Source organism: Asanoa sp. NPDC050611, from assembly GCF_040654855.1.
In the GTDB taxonomy this organism is placed as follows: domain Bacteria; phylum Actinomycetota; class Actinomycetes; order Mycobacteriales; family Micromonosporaceae; genus Asanoa.
In genome coordinates this window covers 38330-60848 of the sequence record NZ_JBFAIU010000001.1, presented here as the reverse complement: position 1 = coordinate 60848, position 22519 = coordinate 38330, and the positions used below count along the sequence as shown (strand labels likewise).

At 72.5% G+C, this 22519-nt stretch carries 24 protein-coding genes, 1 tRNA gene and 1 pseudogene; 19 read left to right on the top strand and 7 right to left on the bottom strand.

From position 1 onward, the window contains the following. Window positions 1-3 precede the first annotated feature (3 nt). On the top strand, window positions 4-864 hold the full coding sequence (locus AB0H87_RS00300) for a sugar phosphate isomerase/epimerase family protein (RefSeq protein ID WP_360137065.1): 861 nt from the start codon (window positions 4-6) through the stop codon (window positions 862-864). Here AB0H87_RS00300 and AB0H87_RS00295 read toward each other — a convergent pair. Further along, on the bottom strand, window positions 831-2984 hold the full coding sequence (locus AB0H87_RS00295; protein ID WP_360137062.1) for a glycoside hydrolase family 15 protein: 2154 nt from the start codon (window positions 2982-2984) through the stop codon (window positions 831-833). The two genes, AB0H87_RS00300 and AB0H87_RS00295, sit on opposite strands and share 34 nt — an antisense overlap. 115 nt (window positions 2985-3099) lie before the next feature. On the opposite strand from AB0H87_RS00295, the gene AB0H87_RS00290 reads away from it, so the two are divergent. Continuing rightward, complete coding sequence (locus AB0H87_RS00290; protein ID WP_360137059.1) at window positions 3100-3336, top strand: hypothetical protein; 237 nt, start codon at window positions 3100-3102, stop codon at window positions 3334-3336. Window positions 3337-3359: 23 nt separating this feature from the next. Further along, window positions 3360-4202 carry a hypothetical protein gene (locus AB0H87_RS00285; protein ID WP_360137056.1) on the top strand — a complete coding sequence of 281 codons (843 nt, stop codon included), beginning with the start codon at window positions 3360-3362 and terminating at the stop codon, window positions 4200-4202. Here the strand turns inward: AB0H87_RS00285 and AB0H87_RS00280 are convergent. Next, entirely contained in the window at window positions 4199-5041 is an 843-nt protein-coding gene (locus AB0H87_RS00280) for an oxygenase MpaB family protein (RefSeq protein ID WP_360137052.1), read from the bottom strand. The genes AB0H87_RS00285 and AB0H87_RS00280 overlap by 4 nt on opposite strands. 25 nt (window positions 5042-5066) lie before the next feature. Then, window positions 5067-5507 carry a Fur family transcriptional regulator gene (locus tag AB0H87_RS00275; protein WP_360137049.1) on the bottom strand — a complete coding sequence of 147 codons (441 nt, stop codon included), beginning with the start codon at window positions 5505-5507 and terminating at the stop codon, window positions 5067-5069. A 156-nt stretch (window positions 5508-5663) separates the two neighbouring features. Here AB0H87_RS00275 and AB0H87_RS00270 point away from each other — a divergent pair, with 156 nt between their 5' ends. Next, a complete protein-coding gene (locus AB0H87_RS00270) occupies window positions 5664-6149 on the top strand; it encodes a DUF2231 domain-containing protein (RefSeq protein ID WP_360137045.1) in 486 nt (161 codons plus the stop codon). Window positions 6150-6155: 6 nt separating this feature from the next. Here AB0H87_RS00270 and AB0H87_RS00265 read toward each other — a convergent pair whose 3' ends face one another. Continuing rightward, window positions 6156-6464, bottom strand: a complete 309-nt coding sequence (locus AB0H87_RS00265; RefSeq protein WP_360137042.1) for a translation initiation factor 2 — start codon at window positions 6462-6464, stop codon at window positions 6156-6158. Between the two features lie 39 nt (window positions 6465-6503). On the opposite strand from AB0H87_RS00265, the gene AB0H87_RS00260 reads away from it, so the two are divergent. After that, a complete protein-coding gene (locus AB0H87_RS00260) occupies window positions 6504-6677 on the top strand; it encodes a hypothetical protein (protein WP_360137039.1) in 174 nt (57 codons plus the stop codon). Window positions 6678-6766: 89 nt separating this feature from the next. Further along, a complete protein-coding gene (locus tag AB0H87_RS00255; protein WP_360137036.1) occupies window positions 6767-7075 on the top strand; it encodes an FmdB family zinc ribbon protein in 309 nt (102 codons plus the stop codon). On the opposite strand, the gene AB0H87_RS00250 is transcribed toward AB0H87_RS00255, so the two are convergent. Further along, window positions 7072-7626 carry a 5-formyltetrahydrofolate cyclo-ligase gene (locus AB0H87_RS00250; protein ID WP_360137033.1) on the bottom strand — a complete coding sequence of 185 codons (555 nt, stop codon included), beginning with the start codon at window positions 7624-7626 and terminating at the stop codon, window positions 7072-7074. The two genes, AB0H87_RS00255 and AB0H87_RS00250, sit on opposite strands and share 4 nt — an antisense overlap. A 117-nt stretch (window positions 7627-7743) precedes the next feature. On the opposite strand from AB0H87_RS00250, the gene AB0H87_RS00245 reads away from it, so the two are divergent. The 6 genes from AB0H87_RS00245 (at window position 7744) to AB0H87_RS00220 (ending at window position 14987) form a co-directional block, all read left to right on the top strand. After that, the gene (locus AB0H87_RS00245; RefSeq protein WP_360137030.1) at window positions 7744-9921 is read left to right on the top strand and encodes a diguanylate cyclase; all 2178 of its coding nucleotides are present in this window, start codon (window positions 7744-7746) and stop codon (window positions 9919-9921) included. A gap of 9 nt (window positions 9922-9930) precedes the next feature. Beyond that, window positions 9931-10887 carry a UTP--glucose-1-phosphate uridylyltransferase gene (locus tag AB0H87_RS00240; RefSeq protein WP_360137027.1) on the top strand — a complete coding sequence of 319 codons (957 nt, stop codon included), beginning with the start codon at window positions 9931-9933 and terminating at the stop codon, window positions 10885-10887. After that, on the top strand, window positions 10884-12158 hold the full coding sequence (gene glp, locus AB0H87_RS00235) for a gephyrin-like molybdotransferase Glp (RefSeq protein ID WP_360137024.1): 1275 nt from the start codon (window positions 10884-10886) through the stop codon (window positions 12156-12158). Before AB0H87_RS00240 ends, glp begins: the two co-directional genes overlap by 4 nt. Continuing rightward, the gene (locus AB0H87_RS00230; RefSeq protein ID WP_360137021.1) at window positions 12155-12787 is read left to right on the top strand and encodes a GNAT family protein; all 633 of its coding nucleotides are present in this window, start codon (window positions 12155-12157) and stop codon (window positions 12785-12787) included. The genes glp and AB0H87_RS00230 overlap by 4 nt, the downstream gene beginning before the upstream one ends. Before the next feature lie 120 nt (window positions 12788-12907). Continuing rightward, complete coding sequence (locus AB0H87_RS00225; protein WP_360137018.1) at window positions 12908-13702, top strand: hypothetical protein; 795 nt, start codon at window positions 12908-12910, stop codon at window positions 13700-13702. Between the two features lie 1208 nt (window positions 13703-14910). Beyond that, window positions 14911-14987, top strand: a tRNA-Ala gene (locus tag AB0H87_RS00220). Window positions 14988-15022: 35 nt separating this feature from the next. Here the strand turns inward: AB0H87_RS00220 and AB0H87_RS00215 are convergent. Both AB0H87_RS00215 and trxA read right to left on the bottom strand, forming a co-directional pair. After that, a complete protein-coding gene (locus AB0H87_RS00215; RefSeq protein ID WP_360137015.1) occupies window positions 15023-16966 on the bottom strand; it encodes an intein-containing Rv2578c family radical SAM protein in 1944 nt (647 codons plus the stop codon). A gap of 106 nt (window positions 16967-17072) precedes the next feature. Further along, window positions 17073-17444 (bottom strand): thioredoxin, encoded by a 372-nt coding sequence (gene trxA / locus AB0H87_RS00210; protein ID WP_360137012.1) that lies wholly within the window; start codon window positions 17442-17444, stop codon window positions 17073-17075. Between the two features lie 415 nt (window positions 17445-17859). On the opposite strand from trxA, the gene AB0H87_RS00205 reads away from it, so the two are divergent. The 7 genes and pseudogenes from AB0H87_RS00205 to dprA all read left to right on the top strand — a co-directional run bounded on the left by AB0H87_RS00205 (window position 17860) and on the right by dprA (window position 22519). Beyond that, the gene (locus tag AB0H87_RS00205) at window positions 17860-18375 is read left to right on the top strand and encodes a MaoC family dehydratase (RefSeq protein ID WP_360137009.1); all 516 of its coding nucleotides are present in this window, start codon (window positions 17860-17862) and stop codon (window positions 18373-18375) included. Between the two features lie 63 nt (window positions 18376-18438). Beyond that, entirely contained in the window at window positions 18439-18954 is a 516-nt protein-coding gene (locus tag AB0H87_RS00200; protein WP_360137006.1) for a hypothetical protein, read from the top strand. A gap of 50 nt (window positions 18955-19004) precedes the next feature. Beyond that, window positions 19005-19634, top strand: a complete 630-nt coding sequence (locus AB0H87_RS00195) for an RNA methyltransferase (RefSeq protein ID WP_360137003.1) — start codon at window positions 19005-19007, stop codon at window positions 19632-19634. Between the two features lie 38 nt (window positions 19635-19672). Continuing rightward, entirely contained in the window at window positions 19673-20365 is a 693-nt protein-coding gene (locus AB0H87_RS00190; RefSeq protein ID WP_360137000.1) for a DUF6758 family protein, read from the top strand. 118 nt (window positions 20366-20483) lie between these two features. Beyond that, window positions 20484-20642 carry a hypothetical protein gene (locus tag AB0H87_RS00185; RefSeq protein ID WP_170215836.1) on the top strand — a complete coding sequence of 53 codons (159 nt, stop codon included), beginning with the start codon at window positions 20484-20486 and terminating at the stop codon, window positions 20640-20642. 94 nt (window positions 20643-20736) lie between these two features. Beyond that, window positions 20737-21330 (top strand): annotated as a pseudogene (locus AB0H87_RS00180) (ATP-binding protein); the annotation flags it as partial. Continuing rightward, window positions 21323-22519, top strand: a complete 1197-nt coding sequence (gene dprA, locus AB0H87_RS00175; protein ID WP_360136996.1) for a DNA-processing protein DprA — start codon at window positions 21323-21325, stop codon at window positions 22517-22519. The pseudogene AB0H87_RS00180 and the gene dprA, both read left to right, overlap by 8 nt.

The following is a 22519-nucleotide window of genomic DNA, read 5'->3' as shown; positions in this document are numbered from 1 at the left end:
ACCGTGTTCGAGATCGGTGCCAACCCCTGGATCTGGACGTCCCCGGTCACCGACGACGCGCTGGCGACGCTCGTGCCACGCATCGCCGCCTGGGGCTTCGACGCGATCGAGATCCCGGTGGAGAACCCCGGCGACTGGTCGGCGCCGCGCACGCGCGACCTGCTGGCCGACCACGGCCTGACCGCCGCCGCGGTTCTCTCGGTCACGCCGCCGGGCCGTGACCTGGTCAACACCGATCGGGCGACGGTACGCGCGACCCAGGACTACCTATGCTCCCTTGTGGACGCGGCGGTGGTCCTGGGCGCGCCCAGCGTCTGCGGCCCGGCGTACGCCTCGGTCGGCCGGGTCTGGCGGATGCTGCCGGCGGAACGGGCGGCCTGCTACGCGTCGTTGCGGGCCGCGCTCGCGCCCGTGGCCGACTACGCCGGCACGCGCGGGGTCCGGATCGGCCTGGAGGCGCTCAACCGCTACGAGACGTCGGTGGTCAACACGGTGGCGCAGACGCTGGAGGCGATCGACGGGCTGCCGCGCAGCGTCGGCATCATGCTCGACAGCTACCACATGAACATCGAGGAGTCCGACCCGTACGCGGCGGTGACCGCCGCCGGCCCGCGCCTGGTGCACGTGCAGGTGAGCGGCAGCGACCGCGGCGCGCCCGGCGACGACCACATCGACTGGCCGCGCTGGCTGCGTGCGCTGGCGGACACCGGCTACCGGGGCCCGATCTGCATCGAGTCGTTCACGGGCGAGAACGAGTCGATCGCGGTGGCCGCGTCGATCTGGCGCCCGTTCGCCGAATCCCAGGATGCCCTGGCCACCAACGGTCTCCGCTACCTCCGCACGGTCTGCGCCGGGCTCGCGTAACGCTCGGCCACGATCGCCGGCTGCTCCAGCACCCGGCCGGCCGCCACGTTCGCCGCCAGGCGGAGGTAGCCCGCGTGCGTCCAGGCCAGGGGCGTCGCCGAGAACGTCGGCGTGCCCGGTTTGAAGCCCGCGGTGCCGGCCGGCGGCTGGTCGTCCCAGACCTGCTCCGGCAGCATCGCGCCCGGGCCGGCCGCGTCCGCCATGGCGTCGATCTGCCGGCGGGCGGCGCCGACCTGCCCTGCGGCGATCTGGTACTCACCGCGCTCGCCGTTGAGCAGCGGCCACGCCCGGCCTCGGGTGATCCGGGAGCCGTCGGGGAGCCCGAACTCCCACTGGCTCCCGTCGACCTTCTCGCCGTACCCGTCGAACGAGGCGCGGTGGTAGTAACGCCCGGTCTTGAGCTGCGCGTCGATCACGCCGAGGGTGTTGACCACCGCCGGGTCGTCGGGCGGGAGCACACCGAGGCGCACGAGGTCGAGGAAGCTGGGGTCGACGACCCGCCGCTGGTCGACGTCTGCCGGGCCACTGTCGCCGATGGTGTAGGTCGTGCCCGCGTTCGGGTTGCCGTCCTTGGTGAGCCGCAGGAAGTAGGGGCCCGCGGAGTACGGGCCGGTCGTGGTGACCGTCCACGACTTGACCCGGGCCTGCCAGTCGTCCGCCGTTGCCAGATAGCGCGCGGCCGACGCGCTGTCGCCGTTGGCCTTCGCCATGTCGGCGGCGCAGACCAGGCCGGCGATCTCGGCGGCGATCGTCGCGGGCGAGTAGCCCGACTGGTTCTCCCAGCGGTCCTGCGGTGACCACGGCGCCCGGTTGCCGTCCTGTTCGAAGGAGAGCAGGAAGTCCGCCGCCTTCTTGACCTGCGACCACCGGTCCGTGCGGCCCAGCTGGTGCGCGAGCACGATCGGCAGGGCGACCTCGTCGAGCTGCAGGCCGGTCCACACCGGGGTGCCGTCGACCCGCGAGTTCTGCGGGAACGAGCCGTCCGGCTTCTGCTGCACGTCGAAGAGGTAGTCGAGCGACCGGTTGGCGCCGGCGGTGTCGCCGGCCGCGATCAGCGCGGTCGCGATCTGGTAGAGGTCACGCGACCACACCAGGTGGTACGGGCCGGACGGGTCGTCCTTTCCCCAGATCCACGGCATCGACGGCGAGGCGACGTACGCGCCGCGGTGGGTCTTGTCCTCGCTGGCGGCGAGCACCATGACGGAGACGTCGTAGAGGGTCCGCTGGTCGCGGCCCCGCAACGAGTCGGGGGTGCGCTTGCCCGCGCGCAGGTAGTCGTGCCAGCCCCGGGCGTACGCCGCCGCGGCGCGGCCGTATCCGGCGCGCAGGGAGGCGTCCGCCGTCGCGCCCGCCGCGCTCGGGTTGCCGCCGAAGGAGATCGCCAGGGTCGCGTGCTGCCGCCCGTGTGACCCGGTCAACCCGGTGTTCGCGGTCTGCACGAGGTTGCCGGCGCCGGCCTCGTCGTAGCGGCCGTCGAGCCGGCCGTCGGCGAGGAGGTCGGTCCAGCCGTCGCTGGTGCCGCGGAAGCCGTTGGACGTGGCCGTGAACGGCGGGTCGGCGGCGAACGCGCTCGCGCTCGTCGCGTCGCTGGCGACCAGGGTCCGGTCGACGGTGCGGCCCGTGTCGTCGCCGCGGGAGTTGGACAGCGCCGGGTCGTAGACCGCGTAGAGCGCGTGCGAACGCGACGCCGTGAACCGCACGTCCACGAGCACGCTGGCCCGGGCCGGGTCGGTGGTGTAGTCGGCGGTGAGCCGCCAGCCGTGCCCGTCGAACACCTGGCGGTACGACAGGCTGCGCGGGTCGGTCTGGACGGTCCTGGCCGCCTTGGCCCGGACGGCGTGCCCGCGCCCGTCGGCGACGACGAAGTCGAGCGTGCGCGCGCTCGGCGTGCTGAGGTCCGGGTAGTAGAGCTCCCCGAGCCCGCCCTCCTTCTGCACGGTCAGCCAGACCTTGCTGCCCAGCGTGGTCGACGTGCCGAAGCCGGACTTGTCGGCCGGCAGGAACTGTTCGTCGACCCCGGGGGCGCCGGGCGCCGCCGTGGCGGCGACCGCCGGCACCGCGGAGGTGGCGACCAGCGCCAGCCCCGCCACCGTCGTGACGACCATCCGAATCCCGATCATGGGCCCACCGCCTTCGCCGCGGACGTTGATACCCATCTCTGGTGCGGCTAACCGCACCACGGTCGGGCGGCTGGCCGGATGGAGCAGCGCGGCCCGTCCGACCAGGCTGGAGGGCATGAAGAAGGTGCTGGCGGTTATCGGGATCGGGTTGGGGATCTATCTGATCGGGCGGGCGGCGGTCGAGCCGTTCGTCATCGACTTCAACGACCCCTCGACGTATCAGGCCGACTGGGGTGGGCCCAGCCTCGCCGGGGTGCTGGCCGTCCACTGTGGGCCGGGCGTCATCGCATTGATCATCTTCGCCACGTTGCTGGCTCGGCGGCAGGCCAGGAAAAACGCTGTCACCGGTTGACCCAACCGTGGGAGGGTGGCCGGGTGGCGGCGGAACCCCTCGACATCGCCTGCGACGAGTCCGGCTATGAGGGCCAGCAGCTCGTCTCGTCCCCGACCACGGTCTTCGCGCACGGCAGCGTCCACCTGACCTGGGAGGCCGCCGCCGACTGCATGGCCGAGCTGCGGGCACGGATCCGCTCGCCGGCCACCGAGTACAAGGCCAACCATCTCCTCCGTGAGAAGCACCGCGCCGTCCTGGTCTGGTTGCTCGGCCCGGACGGCCCGGTGCACGGCCGGGCCCACGTCCTGCTCGTCGACAAGCCGCGGTTCCTGCTGCGCCAGGTGCTCGGCCAGCTGATCGACGCACCCGAGCGGGCCGCGACCCTGCCGGTCACCGACGAGCCGCGCTGGCGCCGCTTCCTGGTGGCGGGCAACGCCCTGCTGCGCACCCGGGAGCCCCTCGACCCGACCGCCGCCGACGCGCTGTTCTGGTCGATCGACGACCTGCGCCGCACCGGCGTCCCGCCGGCTGCCGACGAGACGCTGGCCCTGCTCGCCAAGAGCCGCGCCCGGGCCGACGATTTTCTCGAGCGCCGCCGCAGCGATCCGCCGGCGTTCGCGCCCGTCGACCTGCTGGCGCCCGCGATCGTGCACACGGTCGGCCACTGGGGGCGGGTGCGGATCACCCACGACTTCCAGAGCACGCTCACCCCGGCGCGGGTCGCCTGGCTGACGGCCGCCGCGCCCGACCTGGTCGGGTTCACGCTGGTCGACTCCAACGACGACCCCAGGGTCCAGGTCGCCGACATCGTCGCGGGCACGGTCCGGGTGATCGCCGGTCGCGCCGACCCAGAGCTGACGGAGCTGGCCGCGGCCTACGTCTAGCGCGCGGCCGCGGCGGCGCGGGCCATCGCGCCCTTGTAGATCGGGCCCTCCACGTAGCGGCGGGGCAGCGCCGCCAAGGTCGCCCGCAGGGCGCGCACCGACAGGCCCGCGGTGAAACCCTCGACCGGCAGGCCGAACCCGCCGTACAGGCGCCGCGCCCAGGTCGGCAGCAGGCCGAGGGCGGTCGAGGCGACGCCGAGGTAGAGCAGCCGCGGCCCGCCCAGCTCGAGGCCGAGCCGCACCGCGGGGTTGAGCTTCCACGGCACCGGCGGCGCCGTGAGGAAGACCAGGGCCTCGGCCGAGTCGCGGGTCACCCGCAGCTGCGGCTGCATCGCCTCGTAGTAGGCCTCGACCTCGGCCGCCGACCCGGGCACGGACGCCGGGTCCAGGCCCGCCAGCGCGGCGACCCGGCGCTGCTCGTCGTAGTACGTGTCGACCTCGGCGTCCGTCAGCGGCACCCCGGCCTGGCGGGCGGTCGTGATGAACGACTCGACCTCGGCGACGTGCACCCAGCGCAGCAGCTCCGGCTCGTCGATCCGGAACACCTCGCCGGTGAACGGGTCCCGCGCGGTCATCCGGGCGTGCAGCGCGCGCAGCCGGCGGCCGGCCTCCTGCGCCTCGGCGGTGGTTCCGTACACGGCGGTCGCGACGTAGATCGAGGTGCGCACCAGCCGGCCCCACGGGTCGGCCTTGTAGTGCGAGTTCTGCGCCACCCCGGCCATCGCCCGGGGATGCAGTGCCTGCAGGTAGAGCGACCGCAGTCCGCCGACGAACAGGATGGGCTCGGCGTGCACCCGCCAGGTCACCGTGCCAGGCCCGAACAACCCCAGATCCGCCATGTGGCCAAGCCTGCCACGGGAGCTTTCAGTCGTCGGCCTTGCGGGCGAGGCATGCCGGGCAAAGGCCCCAGAACGTCACTTCGGCCTCGTCGACCACGAAGCCGTGTGTGCCGGTCGGGTCGAGGCAGGGTGCCGAACCGTGCACGCAGTCGACGTCGTCGATCGCGCCGCAGGCCCGGCAGACCACGTGGTGGTGGTTGTCGCCGGTGCGCGCCTCGAACCGCGCCGGGCTGCCGGCCGGCTCGATCCGCCGGGCCAGGCCGGCCCGGGAGAGCGCGCCGAGGACGTCGTACACCGCCTGCGTGGACACCGAGTCGAGCCGCGCGCGCACCGCCGTGGCGATCTCGTCGACCTCGAGGTGACCGCCGCCGGCCAACACGTCGAGCACGGCGAGCCGCGGCCGCGTCACCCGCATGCCACGGGATCGCAGCAGGCCCGCGCCACGCTCCTCCGCCGACTCCGACATGCCGCAATGGAAGCACGCAACCTGGAAACGTTCAAGATACGACGAGTTCAGCCGCATTTCGATCAAGCGATGAACCGAAGCGCGTCCGCCTCACGTGTCCCGTTCGTAAGGACTGTTCAGCGCCGTACGCTGACATCGCAATCCTCAGGAGGCCGCATGCTGAACAACATTCTGGGCATACCGGCCCATCCCCTGATCATCCACGCGGCCGTGGTGTTCATCCCCCTGCTGTGCCTCGGCGCGGTCGTGTACGCGGTGGTCCCGCGCTTCCGCGGCAAGATCGGGTGGGCGGTCCTGGCCCTCGCGGTGATCTCCCCCATCGCCGCCTGGTTCGCCAAGGCGTCCGGCGAGAACCTGCGCGACCGCCTGGTCGCCGCCGGCTTCTCCCAGGAGATCCTCGACAAGGTCAACCAGCACCAGAGCTACGGCGACAAGACCTGGTGGTTCACGCTCGCCCTGGGCGTCGTGACGTTGCTCATGCTGTTCATCACGAGCGGCAGCCGGCGGGCGCCGCACTTCCCGATCGGGGTCACCCTGGCGCTCAGCGTCGTGGTCATCGCGCTGGCCGTCGTGACCGCGATCTACGTCTTCCTCACCGGCGACAGCGGCGCACACGCCGTCTGGGAAGGCGCCGTCCCCTAGCTGGAACTAGAAGAGCACCCGCGAGCAGAGCAGGCAGGACAGCACGACCATCACGGCGGCGGCGACCAGGCCGACGCCGTAGGTGAGCGTCCGGGCGTCCTTCTCCTGCGCCTCGATCTTGTCGATGTCCTGCGGCGCGAGCTGGCGGGGTGGTGGCGGCTGCAGATAGGTGGGCGGCCGCCACCCTGCCGGCGGCTGCTGCGTGGGCGGCGGACCCGCGTAGCCCGTCGGGGGCACGGCCTCCCCGGTGCGCTCCGGTGCGGGCGGTTCGCTGCCCGGTCCGGGACGCTGCCAGGAGGCGTCGTCGTACGTCACGCCGAACGACGCTACCGAACGCGCGGGTACGCTGCGTGCGTGAACCGCGTGGAACCGCCCGTCGCAGCAGATGACGACCGTCCCGTCGACCTCAGCGGCGACGAGTCCGTCCTCCCCGAGCAGACGTCGGACGACACCGACCGGGGCTGGGGTGAGCGATCCGACACCAACGACGATCGCCTCTGGGAAGACCGGCCCCCGCACTGGGGTTGATGTTGTCGCTGGACGAAGCCGCGTCCGATGCCGCACTATTAGCACTCGGATAGGCTGAGTGCCAAGACTCGCAAGATCCGGAGGAAGCCGTGCCGACCTACCAGTACGCCTGCACCGAGTGCGGACACAACCTCGAGGCGGTCCAGTCGTTCGCCGACGAGCCGCTGACCGTGTGCCCGGAGTGCGAGGGTCGCCTGCGTAAGGTCTTCAACTCCGTCGGCGTCGTCTTCAAGGGCTCCGGCTTCTACCGCACCGACTCGCGCAACGGCGCCACGGGCGGCGACACCAAGGTCAAGTCCGAGGCGAAGACCGAGACCAAGACCGAGTCGAAGACCGAGTCCAAGCCGAAGGCCGAGCCGGCCAAGGCCGCGAGCACGACGCCTTCCGCTTCCTCCTAGAGCCTCGTCAGACCGGTCGCCGGGGTGATCACCCCGGTCACGCGCTGGTCGTGTGCCGCCTCCGGCACCCGGTCGACCAGCTCCCCGTCGTGCAGCAGCGCGACCACCGGCACACCGGCGGGCACCCGGGCCAGCGCCCGGTCGTACGAGCCGCCGCCCCGCCCGAGCCGCATCCCCCTCCGGTCGACGGCCAGCGCCGGCGCCACGATCAGCTCGGCGCCGGCCACGGCGCCGACTCCCAGCCGCTCGCCGGGCGGCTCCCGCAGCCCACGCCCCGCCGGCACCAGCGTGCCCGCGTAGCGGGCCCAGTCCAGGTCGTTGTCGGGCCGGAGCACGGGCAACAGCAGCTCGGCCGGCCCCGGCAGCGCCTCCCACAGCGCCGCCGCCAGCTCGGCACCGCCCGGCTCGCTGCCGACCGGCACGTATGCGCAGACCACCCGCGGCGTCCCCGCCCGAACCAGCTCGGTGAGCACCGCGGTCAATGCCGCGGCGTTCGCCGCCAACGTCTGCGGGGTCAGCGACCGGCGTTCCGCGAGCACCGCTGCCCGCATGTCAGCCTTCGTCGACCCACTATGCGATAAATCCGGCACGCAACACTCCCGACCCTCAGCCGGTTAGACCCTCGACGGACACACCGCTGCCGAGCATTGCAGGCTGAAGGGGGAGTTGTGACGCTGCGCGGGCGGCTGACCGCCGCGTTCCTCGCCGTCGTGTTGGGACCGGTGCTGCTCGGCGCCATGTTCGTCGGTGGGACGGTCGCCGCGGTCGGCCGGGACCGGGCCGCCGACCGGCTGGGCGTCGCGGCCACCGCGGTGCGCAGCTCGGTCAGCTCCCTCTGCCAGCAGCTCCAGGCCGCGGCCGACGCGGTCGCCGTCACCACGGACCCGGTCCGGCAGACCGACGTGGCCAGCCAGGTGGTGGCCCGCGGGCTCGCCTCCGGCGTCGTGGTCGAGCGCGCGGACGGCGTACCCACCCTGCGCACTCCCGGGTCCCCGGAACGCCCGTGGGCGGACTGCGCGCAACCCACCGCGGAGCCGGGCCCGTTCGTCGGCCTGGCCGTCCGGATCGAGGCCCGCGACGCGGCCGGCGCGCCGCTCGGCTCGGTCTGGGCCACCCACGACCTCGACGCCACCACCGTCGGCCGGCTCGCCGGCGCGACCGGCACCGCGGTCACCCTGCTCGGCGGCTCCCCGCCGGTCGCCGTGCACAGCACCGAGTCGCCGGGCACACTGCCGGCGGTGCTCGCGGCCGCCGCCGGGATGAGCGGTGACGCGCTCGGCGAGACGACCGACGGCCGGGTGGTCCGACGGGTCGCACCGGCGCCGGGCCAGCCGCTCCCCCTCGTGCTGTCGGTGCCGACCGGCCAGCTCCAGGGCCTCTACGCGCTGCTCGTCTGCGCCGTCGTGCTCGCCGCCCTGTTCGCGGTCTGTGCCGCCTGGTGGCTGGCCCGGTCGACCACCCGGCCGCTGGCCGAACTCGCGGGCGCGGCCGACCGGGCCGCCGGTGGAGACCTGGCGGCCCGGGTGCCGGTGCGCGGGCAGGACGAGGTCGGGCGGCTGTCGGTCGCGTTCAACCGGATGACCCGGGAGACACAGGCGTACGTGCGGGCGCTGACCACCAGCCGGGACCAGCTCCGCGGGCACCTGGCCGTGCTGGGCGACACCCTGTCCAGCACCCACGACCTGCCGCGGATCCTCGAGGTGATCCTGGAGACGGCCCGGGCGGCGACCGGCGCCAGCGGCGGGGTGGTGCTGCTGCTCGACGCGGCCACCGGCACGCTGGTCGGCCAGTGCGGGCTCGGCGTCGAGGCGGCCGGCCGGGTGCCGCTCGGCGCCGGGCTCCTCGGCGGGGTCGCCGCGACCGGGGTGCCGCGCCGCGGCCGGGTGGAGCGCGACGGGCCGCCGCTGTCGCCGTTCGAGCCGGCCTGCCGGACGTACGTCGCCGTGCCGTTCAACGTCGCCGGGCCGCCGACCGAGCCGGTGCCGGGTGTGCAGCCGCTCGAGCCGCCGACGGCGTCGGGCGTGCTCGCGCTCTACGACCGGCTGGGCAACGACGAGTTCGACGACGCCGACGTCATCACCTTGCGGACCTTCGCCGGCCAGGCCGCGGTCGCCGTCGACAACGTACGCGTGCACCAGGAGGCACAGCGGCTCTCCCTGACGGACCCGCTCACCGGGCTGTGGAACTACCGATACCTGCGGGAGTCGATCCGGCGTGAGGTCGAGCGGGCCAGCCGGTTCGGCCGCATGCTCGCGGTGCTCGCCCTCGACCTCGACCGGTTCAAGGAGGTCAACGACACGCACGGGCACGCCGCCGGCGACGCGGTGCTGGTCGAGTTCGCCCGCCGGATCCGCGGCGTGGTGCGCGAGGTCGACCTGGCGTTCCGGCAGGGCGGCGAGGAGTTCGTCGTGCTGCTGCCGGAGACCGACGCCGAAGGCGCCGCCATCGTCGCGCGCCGGCTGGGCTCCGCGGTCCGCGACGAGACGTTCGACCTCGACGACGCGGACGGCATCGCGGTGACGGTCTCCATTGGAATCGCGGTGTTCCCGAGCCACGCGGCCACGGCGCAAGCCGTGCTCGACGCGGCCGACGACGCGCTCTACGCCGCGAAGGCGGCCGGCCGCGACGGCTTCCGGGTGGCGCCCGGCGGTGAGCCGGTGATGGCCGAGATCCCGGTCGCCGCGGCCGCCGTGACACCGGCCGACAACCAGCCTCGGGCGGGGGGTTCAGGTCTTGATCTGCGCCGTCCGGCGGAACAGTCGCAGGCCGGCGGTTCGAAGCCGATCCGACCTGCTGGCGGCGCGTCAAGCGGGACGCAGCCACCGCGACAGACGAGGGGCGGATAGTCTCGCGGAATGTCGGACGAGCCAGCGACCTCACGACCGCCATCCCCTTCGACCGCTCCGCGCCGGCGCGCGGTCAAGGCGGTCATTCCCGCCGCCGGTCTCGCCACCCGGTTCCTGCCCGCGACGAAGGCCGTACCCAAAGAGCTGTTGCCCGTCGTGGACCGGCCGGTCCTGCAGTACATCGTCGAGGAGGCGGCCGCCGCGGGCATCACCGACATCCTGTTGGTGACCGGCCGCGGCAAGACCTCCATGGTCGACCACTTCGACCGCCAGCCCTATCTGGAGAGCCGGCTCGAGGAGAAGGGCGACGCGGAGCGGCTCGCGGCCGTGCGCCGGCCCGCCGAGCTGGCCGAGATCTACACCTGCCGGCAGGGCGAGCCGCTCGGCCTCGGGCACGCGGTCGGCATGGGTGACTCACACGTCGGCGCAGAGCCGTTCGCGGTGCTGCTCGGTGACGAGTTCGTCGACGAGTCCGAGCCGCTGCTGCCGGCGATGCTCGACCTGCAGGCCCAGACCGGCGGCATCGTGCTGGCGTTCCTGGAGGTGCCGCGCGAGGAGGTCAAGCGCTACGGCATCGCGTCGGTCGCACCGGCCGAGGAGGGTCTGGTGCCCGGCGCCGAGGTGGTGCGGGTGACGGGCCTCGTCGAGAAGCCGACGCCGGAGGAGGCGCCGAGCAACCTCGCCGTGCTCGGCCGCTACGTGCTGCCCGGCAAGATCTTCGAGACGCTCCGGCACACCAAGCCCGGCAGCGGCGGCGAGATCCAGCTCACCGACGCGATGCAGACGTTGCTCGACGAGGGCACCCCGGTCCACGGCATCGTCTACCGCGGCACCCGCTACGACACGGGCATGCCGCTGGGCTATTTGCAGGCCGTCGTGCAGATCGCATGCCAGCGTGAGGACCTGGGCCCGGCATTCCGGTCCTGGCTCGAAGAGTTCGTACAAGCGGGAGGAGTCGGCTCATGACACAAACAGCCGACGCGGAGGTGGCCGCCAGAGAGCTGACCTCGCTGGCCGACTATCTCGGCAGCGCGCTGCGACGGCTGCGGGCGCTGCCGCCGCTCGACCTCGAGCTCACCCAGGCGTACGGCAACACGCTGGCGCAGGACGTCCTCGCGCCCCACCCGTTCCCGGCGTTCGACCTGGCCTCGATCGACGGCTACGCGGCTCGCTGGGAGGACGTGTGCACCGCGGGCCGTGGCGCCCCGGTGCGGCTCAACGTGATCGGCGACCTGTCGGCGTCGAGCTGGCGGCCGGTCCGCCTGACCCCGTCGACCTGCTTCTCGGTCGCGGCGGGCGCCCCGCTGCCCGGCGGCGCCGACGTCGTCGTCCCGATCAGCTGGACCGACCAGGGCATGGCGGCGGTCGAGATCTTCCAGCCGCCGAAGCGCGGCTCCGGCCTGCGCCGCGCCGGCGACGAGCTCGCCGCGGGCTCGGTGCTGGCCCGCGCGGGCTCCACGATCACGCCCGCGCTCGTCGCGGCGTTCGCGGCCACCGGCATCGGGCACGTGGTCGTCCGGTCCAGCCCGCGCGTGGTCATCATCGCCACCGGCGACGAGCTGGTCGAGGTCGGCCGGGGCAGCCAGCCGGGCCAGGTGGTCGACGCCAACTCGCACGCGCTGGCGGCCGCGGCGGCGGAGGTCGGCGCCCTGGCGTACCGCGTCGGCATCTGCGACGACGACCCCGAGGGGCTGCGCGCGCTGCTGGAGGACCAGACGCTGCGGGCCGACCTGATCCTGACCACCGGCGGCACGGGCACCGGCCCGGGCGACATGGTGCGGCGCATCCTGTCCCGCCGCGACGGTGGCCGCGCCGGACCCGTGGCATTCACGGAGGTCGCCCTCTACCCTGGCACCACGCTCGGATTCGGCACGGTCGGTGCGGAGGAGGTGCCCGTGGTCTGCCTGCCCGGTGACCCCGGCGCCGCATTGATCGGCTTCGAGGTCCTGGCGCGCCCGGCGATCCAGTTGCTGTCCGGTGCCGAGCCGGTGTTCCGGCCCAGCGTGCGGGCGCATCTGCTCGACACCGTGACCTCGCCGGCCGGCCTGCGCGAGTTCCGCCCGGCCCACGTCGCCGAACGCCGCGGCGGTGGCTACACGGTGCAGCCGCTGCACGGTGGCCCGTACACCCTGTCAGGTCTGATGGAGGCCAACGGCCTGGTCGTGCTCGGCGAGCGGGTGACGGCCGCGGCAGCGGGCTCCACAGTGGATGTGCTGTTGCTGGACAGACGCAAGTGACGCCGTTCGGCGCCGCTCCGGGCTGGCCCGCCGTCCTGCGCGACGGGCCGGTCGTGCTGCGCCCCTACCGCCGCTCGGACGCGGCGGCGTGGTCGGAGGTGCGCCGGGCGAACCGGGCGTGGCTGGCGCCGTGGGAGCCGTCGGCGCCGGGTGACTGGAACGAGCTCAACTCGATCGCGGCCTACCGGTTCGTGCACCGCGACCAGCGCAAGTCCGCGCGGCGGGGCGAGAGCATGCCGTTCGCGATCTGCCTCGAGGACCGGTTCGTCGGCCACATCAACCTGGGCAATGTGGTCCGTCGCGCGTTCTGTTCGGCCTATGTGGGCTACTGGGTCGACGGCCGGGTCGCGGGTCGCGGCGTGACCCCGACAGCGCTGGCGCTGGTGGTCGACCACGCGTTCCGGCACGGCGGCCTGCACCGCATCGAGGTCAACATCCGCCCGGAGAACAAGCCCTCCCGGCGCGTCGTGGAGAAACTGGGTTTCCGCGAAGAGGCGTACCACCCGCGCTACATGCACATCGACGGTGCCTGGCGTGACCACATCGGATACGCGATGACCAGCGAGGAGGTCGCGGCCGAAGGCGGGCTGCTCGCCCGCTGGCACCGCGTCCGCGCCGCAGCATCCTGATCTTGAGTAGGTCGGCGCGTTGCGCCACATTGTTCGGTAGCCGCCCGTAACCTCGAATTACGAACGCACGGCAACCTCATCAATCCGCATGATCGGGTTGTCACTCGTAAGACGGGAGGGGTGAGGGTGCCGACATCGGTGCTCCTCGCCGTCCTCGCCGCGGCCGGGCTGCTCGCTCTGGCGCCGGCCCTGGTCCGCCGGTACGACGCCACCGAGCGATTGGTAGCGGAGAGGGCGTCGTCGACGGCGCGCGTGCTCTCACGCCGACGCCGTCGCCGCACCGTGCCCGGCCGCCGCCCGGTCCGCGGCGCCCGCGCGGTGCTCCCTCCACTGCGCCCGGAAGTCCCGGTCTCGGCGCCACCCGTGTCCGCGCCGCCGGTATCGGCGCCGCCGTCGTCCCGTCGCTCCCCACGCCTGCGGTCGGTGCCACCGGGCGTCATGGCCCGCCAGGTCCGCCGCCGCCCGGTCCGCCGCCACCCGACGGCGGTCTACCGGCGACGCCGCGTCCTCGCGGCCCTGGTCCTGCTCAACCTGGTTGAGCTGGTCGGGGTCTTCCTGGTCGGCCCGGGCTTCTGGGTGAGCGTCGCGGTGACGGGCACGCTGCTGCTCGTCTACCTGGGGCACCTGCGCAGCCGGGCGCTGGCGGAGCGAGCCCGGCGCCGGCGGATGGCCCGCCGCGCGGCGTGGCTGGCGGCCCGGCAGGCGGAGGTCCGGGCGGAGCAGGCCCGGCGGGCCGAGGCCCGGCGGGAGCAGCAGCGCCGCCTGGCCGCACAACGCGAGGCGGTCCGGCGGGCGGCGATGGGCCTGGACCGGCCGGCGGACCTGCCGCCGGCGGCTACGGGGTCGGTCTCCTACCGCCGGGCGGGCGGGTTGCGGGGCCGCCCATACGAGACGCGGCGAAGCAACACGGCCTAGCGCGGACGGCGACGGATGTCGCCGGGTGGCGGACGCCGCCGCGCGGCACATGTTCGCGGGACGAGACCCGGCGGAGCAACGCGACCTGGCGCCAGTCGAGACGTCGTCCGGGTGTCGCCCTGTGGTGGACGCCGCCAGGCAGCCTGCCGCGCCCCGAACGAGACAAGCGGAGCAACACGACCAAGCGCGAGCCGAGACGAAGTCCGAGCGTCCCCCCGATGGTGGACGCCGCCAGGCAGCCTGCCGCGCCCCAGACGAGGCCGGCGGAGCAACAACGCGAGCCGAGACGGAGGCCAGTCGTCGTCGGTGGCGGACCCGCCAAGCCACGTGTGGGGTCGCCAGCCGAGACCCGGCCGAAGCAACACCGCCCAGCGCGACGCGAGACGCACGCCACGCCTCGCCCGGCAGCGACAGCGGGCCTAAGGGTTGCTTGGGCGAGATTGCGGGCGCAACACGGCCAAGCGCGACCAGAACGCATGCCACGCCTCTCCCGACGGCGAGGCCGCCAACCGACCGAAGGATTTGCCCGGCCGACACTCGACGAGAGCAGCACGGCCCACGGCGACGCGGAACGCACGCCGCACCCCGGGCGGCGATCCCGCAGCCGACCTACGGATCCGACCGACTGACCCGGCCGAGTCAACACAGCCCAGAGCGAACCAGGACACGCCGCACCTCTCCCGGGCGGCGATCCCGCCGGCCGGCCTACAGAAGCGCCGGCCAAGACCCGGCCGATCCAACAAAGCCGAAGGCGACCCACGACAAAGCCACACATCGCCCGACGGCGACCCCACCAGCCGGCCTACGAAGCCAACGGCCTAGACCCGGCCGAACCAACACGGCCCAGGACGACCACGACACACGCCACATCGCCCGCGGCGACGACGCGGCCAACCGGCCCATGGAGCCGCCCGGACCAGACCCACCGCGCAAACGCGACCTAGTGCGCGCCGCGATGGACCCCAGGCGTCGCTCAATGGCGAACGACGCGAGGCTGCGCGTGGGAACGCCCGGACGAGACCCTGGCGGAGCAACACAGCCGAGTGCGGGCCCGGACGGAAGCCCGGTGATGGACGCCGCCCGGCGGCGAGTGCGACCGTCGCCGGCGGGCTGATCATCGGACCGCGCTCGGGGGTGCCGGTTCGCTGTCCGGTGGTGGTACCTGTTAGCCTTATCGCCGGTTCGCTGGACCTGTTCGGTCCGGCGGCGGGGCTGTGGCGCAGACCGGTAGCGCACCTCGTTCGCATCGAGGGGGTCAGGGGTTCAAATCCCCTCAGCTCCACCATTGAGCAATTTGCGATATGCAATTCGCTAGTTTATTCAGAGCAGCGTCAGTTGTTCTGGCTCGGGCGGTTGCTCGGGCAACTGCCGCGATTCGAAATTGTCCTGGCGGTCAAGGCCGTGGTGCCTCGCTGCTTGGCGGACTCGGGCCGTGATCTCGCGCTGGTATTCCTTCGGTAGGTACGAGCTACCGCGGTACAGCGCCCGATAGCGTGGCACCAGGTTTGGGAACTCGCGGCCCAGCCATTTCGCGTACCACTCCCGGGTGCCGGGGCGTAGGTGCAGGGCGATGCCCGTCACGCCCGCCGCGCCCGCTTCCGCGGCCGCCGCGACGGTCGCCTCGATCGACTCCTCGGTGTCCGTCAGGCCCGGCAGGATCGGGGCCACCAGGACGCCCACCGAGAAGCCCGCGTCCGTCAGCCGGCGCACCGCGTCGAGGCGGCGGCGTGGCGACGGTGTGCCGGGCTCGACCCGACGCCACATCTCCTCGTCGACGAAGCCGACCGAGAACGACAGACCCACCGACGTCACCGACGCGGCCTCCAGGAGCAACGGCAGGTCGCGGAGGATCAGCGTGCCCTTGGTCAGGATCGAGAACGGGTTGGCGAAGTCGCGCAGCGCCGACAGGATCTGCGGCATCAGGCGGTAGCGGCCCTCGGCCCGCTGGTAGACGTCGACGTTGGTGCCCATCGCGATGTGCTCACCGCGCCAGCGGCGGGCCGAGAGCTCCTTGCGGACCAGGTCGCCCGCGTTGACCTTCACGATGATCTTGCTGTCGAAGTCGTGGCCCGGGTCCAGGTCGAGGTACGTGTGCGTGTTGCGGGCGAAGCAGTTGTGGCTCACCACCCCGTTGGCGATGAAGTCGCCCGTGCCCGTGGTGATGTCGTAGAGCGGCAGCTCGACACCCAACGGCTCGACCTTCACGACGTCCAGCGGCACGTTGGACTTGAGCGCCAGGCCCTCGATGGAGCGCTTGGACGTCGCCGCCGGGTCGGTGAGGTGGAGGAAGCGCAGCCGGGCCGCCAGGCCGCCGACGATGCGGACATACCAGCCCCGCGCGCCGCCGCCCGTCCGCCGCACCACGAAGTCGAAGCCCAGCGACCGCAGTGCCGAGGCCGCCTCGTCGATCGTCTCCCGGTCGATGCTGCCGATCCGCAGCGTCGTGCCGTCGTGCGAGCCCGAAGCGTCGAAGACCCCAGCCAGGAAGCCCTTGCGCCAGTCGTCGGAGGCGGAGGCGGACGGCGGGGCCGCGATCCGGCCGGCCGCGGCCAGCCGAGCCACCGACGGCGGCGCCTCGGCGAGGTAGCGCCCGGTGCGGTGCAGCGGCTCCCGGTCGGTGACGCTCACGTCACCCCGGCTCATCCCGCACAGGTAGCCTGCCCGGTAGTCGGCCGTGTCGGCCGGTGCCGGCGCGAACCGGCCCACGCCCATCAGCTTGTTGCCGCTGGTCAGGTGCGGTCGCTGGTCGGCACCGCCCATCGCACCCGTGACGTGCTTCCACCCGCGCTCGGTGAGGAACCGGTGATCGCCGCTGGCCACCAGCTCGGTGCCGTCGGCGAGGGTCACGCGGTATGCCGGCTTCGTCGTCTGCCAGTGCGCCAGCACCTCGGTGACGACGTAGCGCCGATAGGTGCCGGACCGGACAGTCCCGTAGATCCGGTCTCCCACCCGCAGGTCACGCAGCGGACGGGTGCGCCCGTCGGCCAGCAGGATCGGGGTGTCACCGGCCAGGCAGTAGGTGCAGGCATGACTGCAGCCCCGATAGGGGTTGATCGTCCAGTCGAAGCCCATCCGCGAGTTGCCGGGCACCTTGTTGATGATCGACTTTGCGCGTACCTCGTAGAAGGTCATGCCGGCGAAGCCCGGCGTGTCGAAGGTGCGGGCTACTGCGCCGGGCAGCGCCAGCGGCAGGGGTGGTGTCGCCGGCGCCGCCCGGTCAGGGACGACCGAGGCGGGGAGAGCCGACAGGTTGTCCCAACGCATTACCCGATTCGAACACGTGTACGAGCAAGATTGCAAGCTCCCAGCTCACACATGCGAACAGGGCGCCCCGCGCGTAGGCGGGACGCCCTGTTCGAAGGGGTTGAACTCAGTGCTCGTGGGCTGCGTGCTCGGCGAGCTGCTTGCGTACGTCGTCCATGTCCAGCGCACGGACCTGGGAGATCAGCGACTCCACCGCGGACTCGGGCAGCGCGCCCGGCTGCGCGAAGACGATCACGCCGTCGCGGAGCGCCATCAGGGTCGGGATGGAGCGGATGTCGTAGCGGGCGGCCAGCTCGACCTGGTCCTCCGTGTCGACCTTGCCGAACACGATGTCCTCGTGCTTCTCGCTGGCCCGGTCGTACACGGGCGCGAAGCGCAGACACGGACCGCACCAGCTTGCCCAGAAGTCGACGAGAACGATGCCGTCACCGCCGGTGACCTTGTCAAAGTTCTCGGTGGTCAGCTCAACGGTCGCCATGGATCACTCCGTTCGGAACTCGTTCGTGCCTCGCCCGAGGCATCCGTCGGGTTAAACGACCGAGGTACCCCCGCCATTCCCGGACAAGACCACACGAGCACCAAGATCTTGATCGCGTACGGTGACGGGAGCGTTTCCATACCGCGGGGCCCATCATGCCGCCGGTATCCCTGCACGACCCCCAGGTCAAGGGAAAACGGCACGGGTGACGAACGGTTCGAAAGTCGATCACTCTTACGATACGTAATGTTGCAGAACCATAACGGGTGACCCCCGTCACTTCCCGAAGGGTTTTCCGGTACCGGTTGGTCCGGCAAAATCAGAGGGACAAGCGTGGGCGGCGGGTGCCGGGGAGGGCCCCGCCGCTCATTGCGTCCGCACCCGGATGCGCACCCCGCGGCGTTAAGGTGCGGGAATGCGGTTCGGGCGCTACTACGAAGAGTTCGAGGTCGGCGACGTCTACCGGCACTGGCCGGGCAAGACGGTCACCGAGGCCGACGACCACCTCTTCTGCCTGCTGACGATGAACCATCATCCGCTGCACCTCGACGCCCATTACGCGAAGACGGCGACCGAGTTCGGGCGCAACGTGGTGGTCGGCAACTACATCTACTCGCTGCTGCTCGGCATGTCGGTCGCCGACGTGAGCGGCAAGGCGATCGCCAACCTCGAGGTCGAGTCGCTGCGCCACGTCGCGCCCACCTTCCACGGCGACACCGTCTACGGCGAGACGACCGTCCTCGACAAGCGGGAGTCCAGCTCGAAGCCCGACCGTGGCGTGGTCGCGGTGGAGACCCGCGGCTACAACCAGGACGGCACGCTCGTCTGCGTCTTCCGTCGCAAGGTCATGGTGCCGAAACAGGAGTACGCGGCCGGCGCCGACGGCCGGGACCCGGAACGACCCAGCTTCCCGGAGCCGGCAGCGCCGTAACCCCGTAGAACCGGCTGGTCGCAGCGGGCCAAATGCGGCATATGCTGACCTTGGGAGGTCGTTATGCCAAGCCAGCCCGCGCCCGGCGATCCGCTCTCATATCCCGCACACGCTTTCCCCAACGTCGCGATCGACGTCTTCACCGCCCATCAGTGGGAGCTGCTGGTGCGGCTGCCCGGGCGGGTCATCGTGGGAGCCACCCAAGCCGCCACCCGAGCCGCCGCCCGGGCCGGCGGCCCCGGGCGCAACGTCCGGGACGGGTTGGCCGGCCTGGAGGCGATGGCGGCCGGGCGGGCCTTCGACAGCGACCTGGTCCGCGCGGTGGTCGCCGCGGTCTACGCCGAACGGCTGCCGAACGCCTCCACCCGCCCACGCCGCGACCTGCTCGACGAGTGCCGCGACGCGCTGCGCATCCTCGACGACCGCGCCGATCCGGCCGACTCCGCCGCCTACCGGCAATGGCTGCAGTCGATCGCCGCCCGCGTCTGCACCGGCGGCCGCGGCCCGGCGGTGGGCCAGCTCGGCCCCGGCGACCGCCGCTTCCTGGCCGACCTCGGACACGCCCTCGGGATGGTCTGACCCGGCGGGGTGCCGCGCTGGCGCACGAGCCGCACCCTTAGTCTGCCGGCGTGGACGCGCAGGTCGGGGTCGGGCCGTGGGAAGGTCCGTGGCCGACCGATCCGAGATATGACCCGGAGCTGCTCGCGGAAGGCGACCGGCGCAACGTCGTCGACCGCTACCGCTACTGGCGGCACGAGGCGGTCGTGGCCGATCTCGATCGGCGGCGGCACGGCTTCCACGTCGCGATCGAGAACTGGCAGCACGACTTCAACATCGGCACCGTGGTACGCAACGCCAACGCGTTCCTCGCCGCCGAGGTGCACGTCGTCGGCAACCGGCGGTGGAACCGGCGCGGCGCGATGGTGACCGATCGGTATCAGCACGTCCGCCACCACCCGTCGATCGGGGACTTCGTCGCGTGGGCGCACGGCGCGGACCTCCCCGTGATCGGGATCGACAACCTGCCCGGCTCGCGTCCGCTGGAGACGGTGGTTCTGCCGAAGCGGTGCGTGTTGCTCTTCGGCCAGGAGGGCCCCGGCCTCTCCGACACCGCGCGGGACGCCTGTGACCAGCTCTTCTCGATCGCCCAGTACGGCTCGACCCGGTCCATCAACGCGGGCGTGGCCAGCGGCATCGCGATGCACGCCTGGATTCGGACGTACGGCGAACCACCACCGGAAGATGGACGCGACGCTTGACTCGCGGCCCACACCCCGGGGACCGTATCGGGGTGGGCATGTCGGTGAGTTGCCCCCGGTGCGGTGGTCCGGTGCGGCCACCGGACCTGATGCGCGCCGACTGGCGCTGCGACACCTGCGGTGACGTTCCCCCGTTGCACGTCGCCGACCACAACAACGCCGAGATCGCGAAGAGCGTGATCAACACGATCGCCGCCGGCACGCCCACCGGCCGCGGGGCCGTGCCGCTCTGGTGCACCTGGCCGCTGCTGCGCGACTGGATGGTGACCGGGGTCGCCTGGGCGGGTGACGACCATTCGGGTGTACGCGCGACCGCGCTGGCCTGCAGCGGACCCGCCCCGTTGGGCGGCGGCCCGGCCGACCTGGTGATCGTCGCCGAGGAGATCGGGGTCGGCCTCGGCAACCGGTTCGCCGGCCTGCCCGGCACTGATCCGGGCCCTGAGCTGGTCGCCGAGCTGACCCGCGCCGACCCACCCCCCGGCGAGTCGGCGAACCCGCACGCCAAGATCAAAGTGGACGGGCACCCGACTCCACTGTGGTCTCTCCCGGCCGCCGACGACCGCAGCGCGTACGTCGGCGAGGCGCGCGGAATGTGGCTTTATGCCATAGCTTGGCCAGCACACGCCGGTTACGTCCTCGCAGAGGACGTCGTGTTGCGCGACCTATGTGAATGGTTGCCGCCGGAACTCGTGTACGGTGCTCCTTCTCCGTACCTGCATGGGCTGGCCTGAGCGGGCCGTTCCCGCTTGTGCGGATTGTGCGCAGTTGATTCAACCTGAGAGCAACGACTGATACGCTGAGTCCTGCCGCGGCAAGTTGCCGGCGCCGCGCAGAGGGGGATGGGCCGCAATGCTCAAGAAGATCCTCACCTGGGGCGGAATCGCCTTCCTCATTTTCTTCATTGCCTTCCGTCCTAATGAGTCGGCCGATGTCTTCAAGAACATCGGTGGCGGCATCATGGACGTCGCCGAGGGCTTCGGCGACTTCTTCACGAGCCTGGTCGCCTAGGCGCCTCCGTCACCTATGGACCGGCCGTCCCCGCCCCCTCCCGACCCCGACGAGTCCGACCGCGAGCGTTGGGCGCGTGAAGGCGACGCGGGCCTTGGAGGCTCTGCGGCAGCCGCTGGAGTCCGGGCGGGTGCTGCTGAGCCGGACGGGCGGCACGACCGAGTACCCGGCCCGGGTTCAGTTGGTGGTCGCGGCCAACCCTTGTCCATGCGCGAAACCGCAGGGTGATGCCGGCTGCGAGTGCACGCCGCTGGCCCGGCGTCGCTACCTGGGGCGGCTGTCCGGGCCGCTGCTCGACCGGATCGACGTCCAGATCGAGTTGATGCCGGTGACCGCCGCCGACCTGTTCGTCACGACCCGCGGCGGTGAGCCGTCGGGCGCGGTGGCGGAGCGGGTGGCCAAGGCCCGGGCGGCGGCCGCGGCACGGTGGTCCGCGCAGCGGTGGCGGGTCAACGCCGAGGTGCCCGGTCCGCAGCTACGCCAGCCGCCGTGGCGGCTTCCGCTGCGTGACACGGCGCAACTGCGGCGCCGGCTCGACAGCGGGTCGCTCTCGGCGCGCGGCTTCGACCGGGTGTTGCGCCTGTCCTGGTCAGTTGCCGATCTTGACGGCCGCGACCGGCCGGACGGCGATGACGTCGAGGAGGCGCTGGCCCTGCGGACCGGCGGTGGGCGGCGGCTCGATGGCTGACACCGAGATCCAGCTGGCCCGGGTGGCGTTGACGCTGCTCGCGGAGCCTGGCACGCGAGCCGTGCACCGGCTGGTCGCCCGGCATGGGCCACGGGAGGCGCTCGCCATGGCCCTGGCCGGCGAGATTCCGGACGACACGGCGCGCGCGGCGGTCGCGGCGCGGCTGGCGGCGGGCGATCCCCGCCCGGCGGCCGAGGCGGCGCTGGCCACGGGCGTGCGACTGGGCGCGCGGCTCGTGGTGCCGGAGGACTCCGACTGGCCGCCGGGACTGGCCGCGCTCGAGCAGGTCCGGCTGTCGGCGAGCGACCGCCGGGTCGACCGGGAGATGGCGCCGCCGTTGTGCATCTGGGCACGGGGCGAGTGGGCGCTGGCTGACGCGTTCGACCGGTCGGTGGCGATCGTGGGTTCGCGGGCGGCTACGCAGTACGGGGAGCACGTCGCCACCGACCTGGCCTATGGCTTGGCCGAGCGGGAATGGACCGTGGTGTCGGGTGGCGCGTTCGGCATCGACGCCGCGGCCCATCGGGGATCGCTGGCCGCCGGCGGGCTGACCGTCGCGGTGCTGGCGTGCGGGATCGAGCGGGCTTATCCGGTGGCCAATACGGCCCTGTTCGACCGGATCGCCGAGACCGGGCTGCTGATCACCGAATGGCCGCCGGGGGCCGACCCGCTGCGTCCGCGCTTCCTCATCCGCAACCGGGTGATCGCCGCGGCGACCCGCGGCACGATCCTGGTCGAGGCGGCCGCCCGCAGCGGCGCCACGCAGACGATGCGCCGGGCGATCGCCATGCAGCGCCCGGCGATGGTCGTCCCCGGGCCGGTCACGTCGGCGATGTCGGTGGGGTGCCACGAGATTTTGCGCCAGTACGACGCGGCGCGGTTGGTGGCCAACGTCTCCCACGTGCTGGAGGAGGTGGGCCGGATCGGCGCCGACCTGGCGCCGCCGCTGTCGGGCCCGGAACACCCACGAGACCAGCTCGACGACGAGGCGACGTTCGTGCTGGAGTCGCTGCCGCGCCGGGGCGCGATCTCGCCGGATGCGGCGGCGATCCGGGCCGGAGTTGATATCCGGACTGCGCTGCGCAAGCTCACGATGCTGGAGACGCTGGGTTTCGTCACGCGCCGCGACGGCGGCTACGCGCTGACGCCAGCGCCGCGGCGCCGCGCTGGCGAGGACGATCCGCCATGA

Excerpts from the sequence above, each read along its gene's own strand:
- AB0H87_RS00295 (WP_360137062.1), bottom strand. The coding sequence starts at position 2,984 with ATGATCGGGATTCGGATGGTCGTCACGACGGTGGCGGGGCTGGCGCTG.
- AB0H87_RS00290 (WP_360137059.1), top strand. The coding sequence starts at position 3,100 with ATGAAGAAGGTGCTGGCGGTTATCGGGATCGGGTTGGGGATCTATCTG.
- AB0H87_RS00280 (WP_360137052.1), bottom strand. The coding sequence starts at position 5,041 with ATGGCGGATCTGGGGTTGTTCGGGCCTGGCACGGTGACCTGGCGGGTG.
- AB0H87_RS00275 (WP_360137049.1), bottom strand. The coding sequence starts at position 5,507 with ATGTCGGAGTCGGCGGAGGAGCGTGGCGCGGGCCTGCTGCGATCCCGT.
- AB0H87_RS00270 (WP_360137045.1), top strand. The coding sequence starts at position 5,664 with ATGCTGAACAACATTCTGGGCATACCGGCCCATCCCCTGATCATCCAC.
- AB0H87_RS00250 (WP_360137033.1), bottom strand. The coding sequence starts at position 7,626 with ATGCGGGCAGCGGTGCTCGCGGAACGCCGGTCGCTGACCCCGCAGACG.
- AB0H87_RS00240 (WP_360137027.1), top strand. The coding sequence starts at position 9,931 with ATGTCGGACGAGCCAGCGACCTCACGACCGCCATCCCCTTCGACCGCT.
- glp (WP_360137024.1), top strand. The coding sequence starts at position 10,884 with ATGACACAAACAGCCGACGCGGAGGTGGCCGCCAGAGAGCTGACCTCG.
- AB0H87_RS00215 (WP_360137015.1), bottom strand. The coding sequence starts at position 16,966 with ATGCGTTGGGACAACCTGTCGGCTCTCCCCGCCTCGGTCGTCCCTGAC.
- trxA (WP_360137012.1), bottom strand. The coding sequence starts at position 17,444 with ATGGCGACCGTTGAGCTGACCACCGAGAACTTTGACAAGGTCACCGGC.
- AB0H87_RS00205 (WP_360137009.1), top strand. The coding sequence starts at position 17,860 with ATGCGGTTCGGGCGCTACTACGAAGAGTTCGAGGTCGGCGACGTCTAC.
- AB0H87_RS00200 (WP_360137006.1), top strand. The coding sequence starts at position 18,439 with ATGCCAAGCCAGCCCGCGCCCGGCGATCCGCTCTCATATCCCGCACAC.
- AB0H87_RS00190 (WP_360137000.1), top strand. The coding sequence starts at position 19,673 with ATGTCGGTGAGTTGCCCCCGGTGCGGTGGTCCGGTGCGGCCACCGGAC.
- AB0H87_RS00185 (WP_170215836.1), top strand. The coding sequence starts at position 20,484 with ATGCTCAAGAAGATCCTCACCTGGGGCGGAATCGCCTTCCTCATTTTC.
- dprA (WP_360136996.1), top strand. The coding sequence starts at position 21,323 with ATGGCTGACACCGAGATCCAGCTGGCCCGGGTGGCGTTGACGCTGCTC.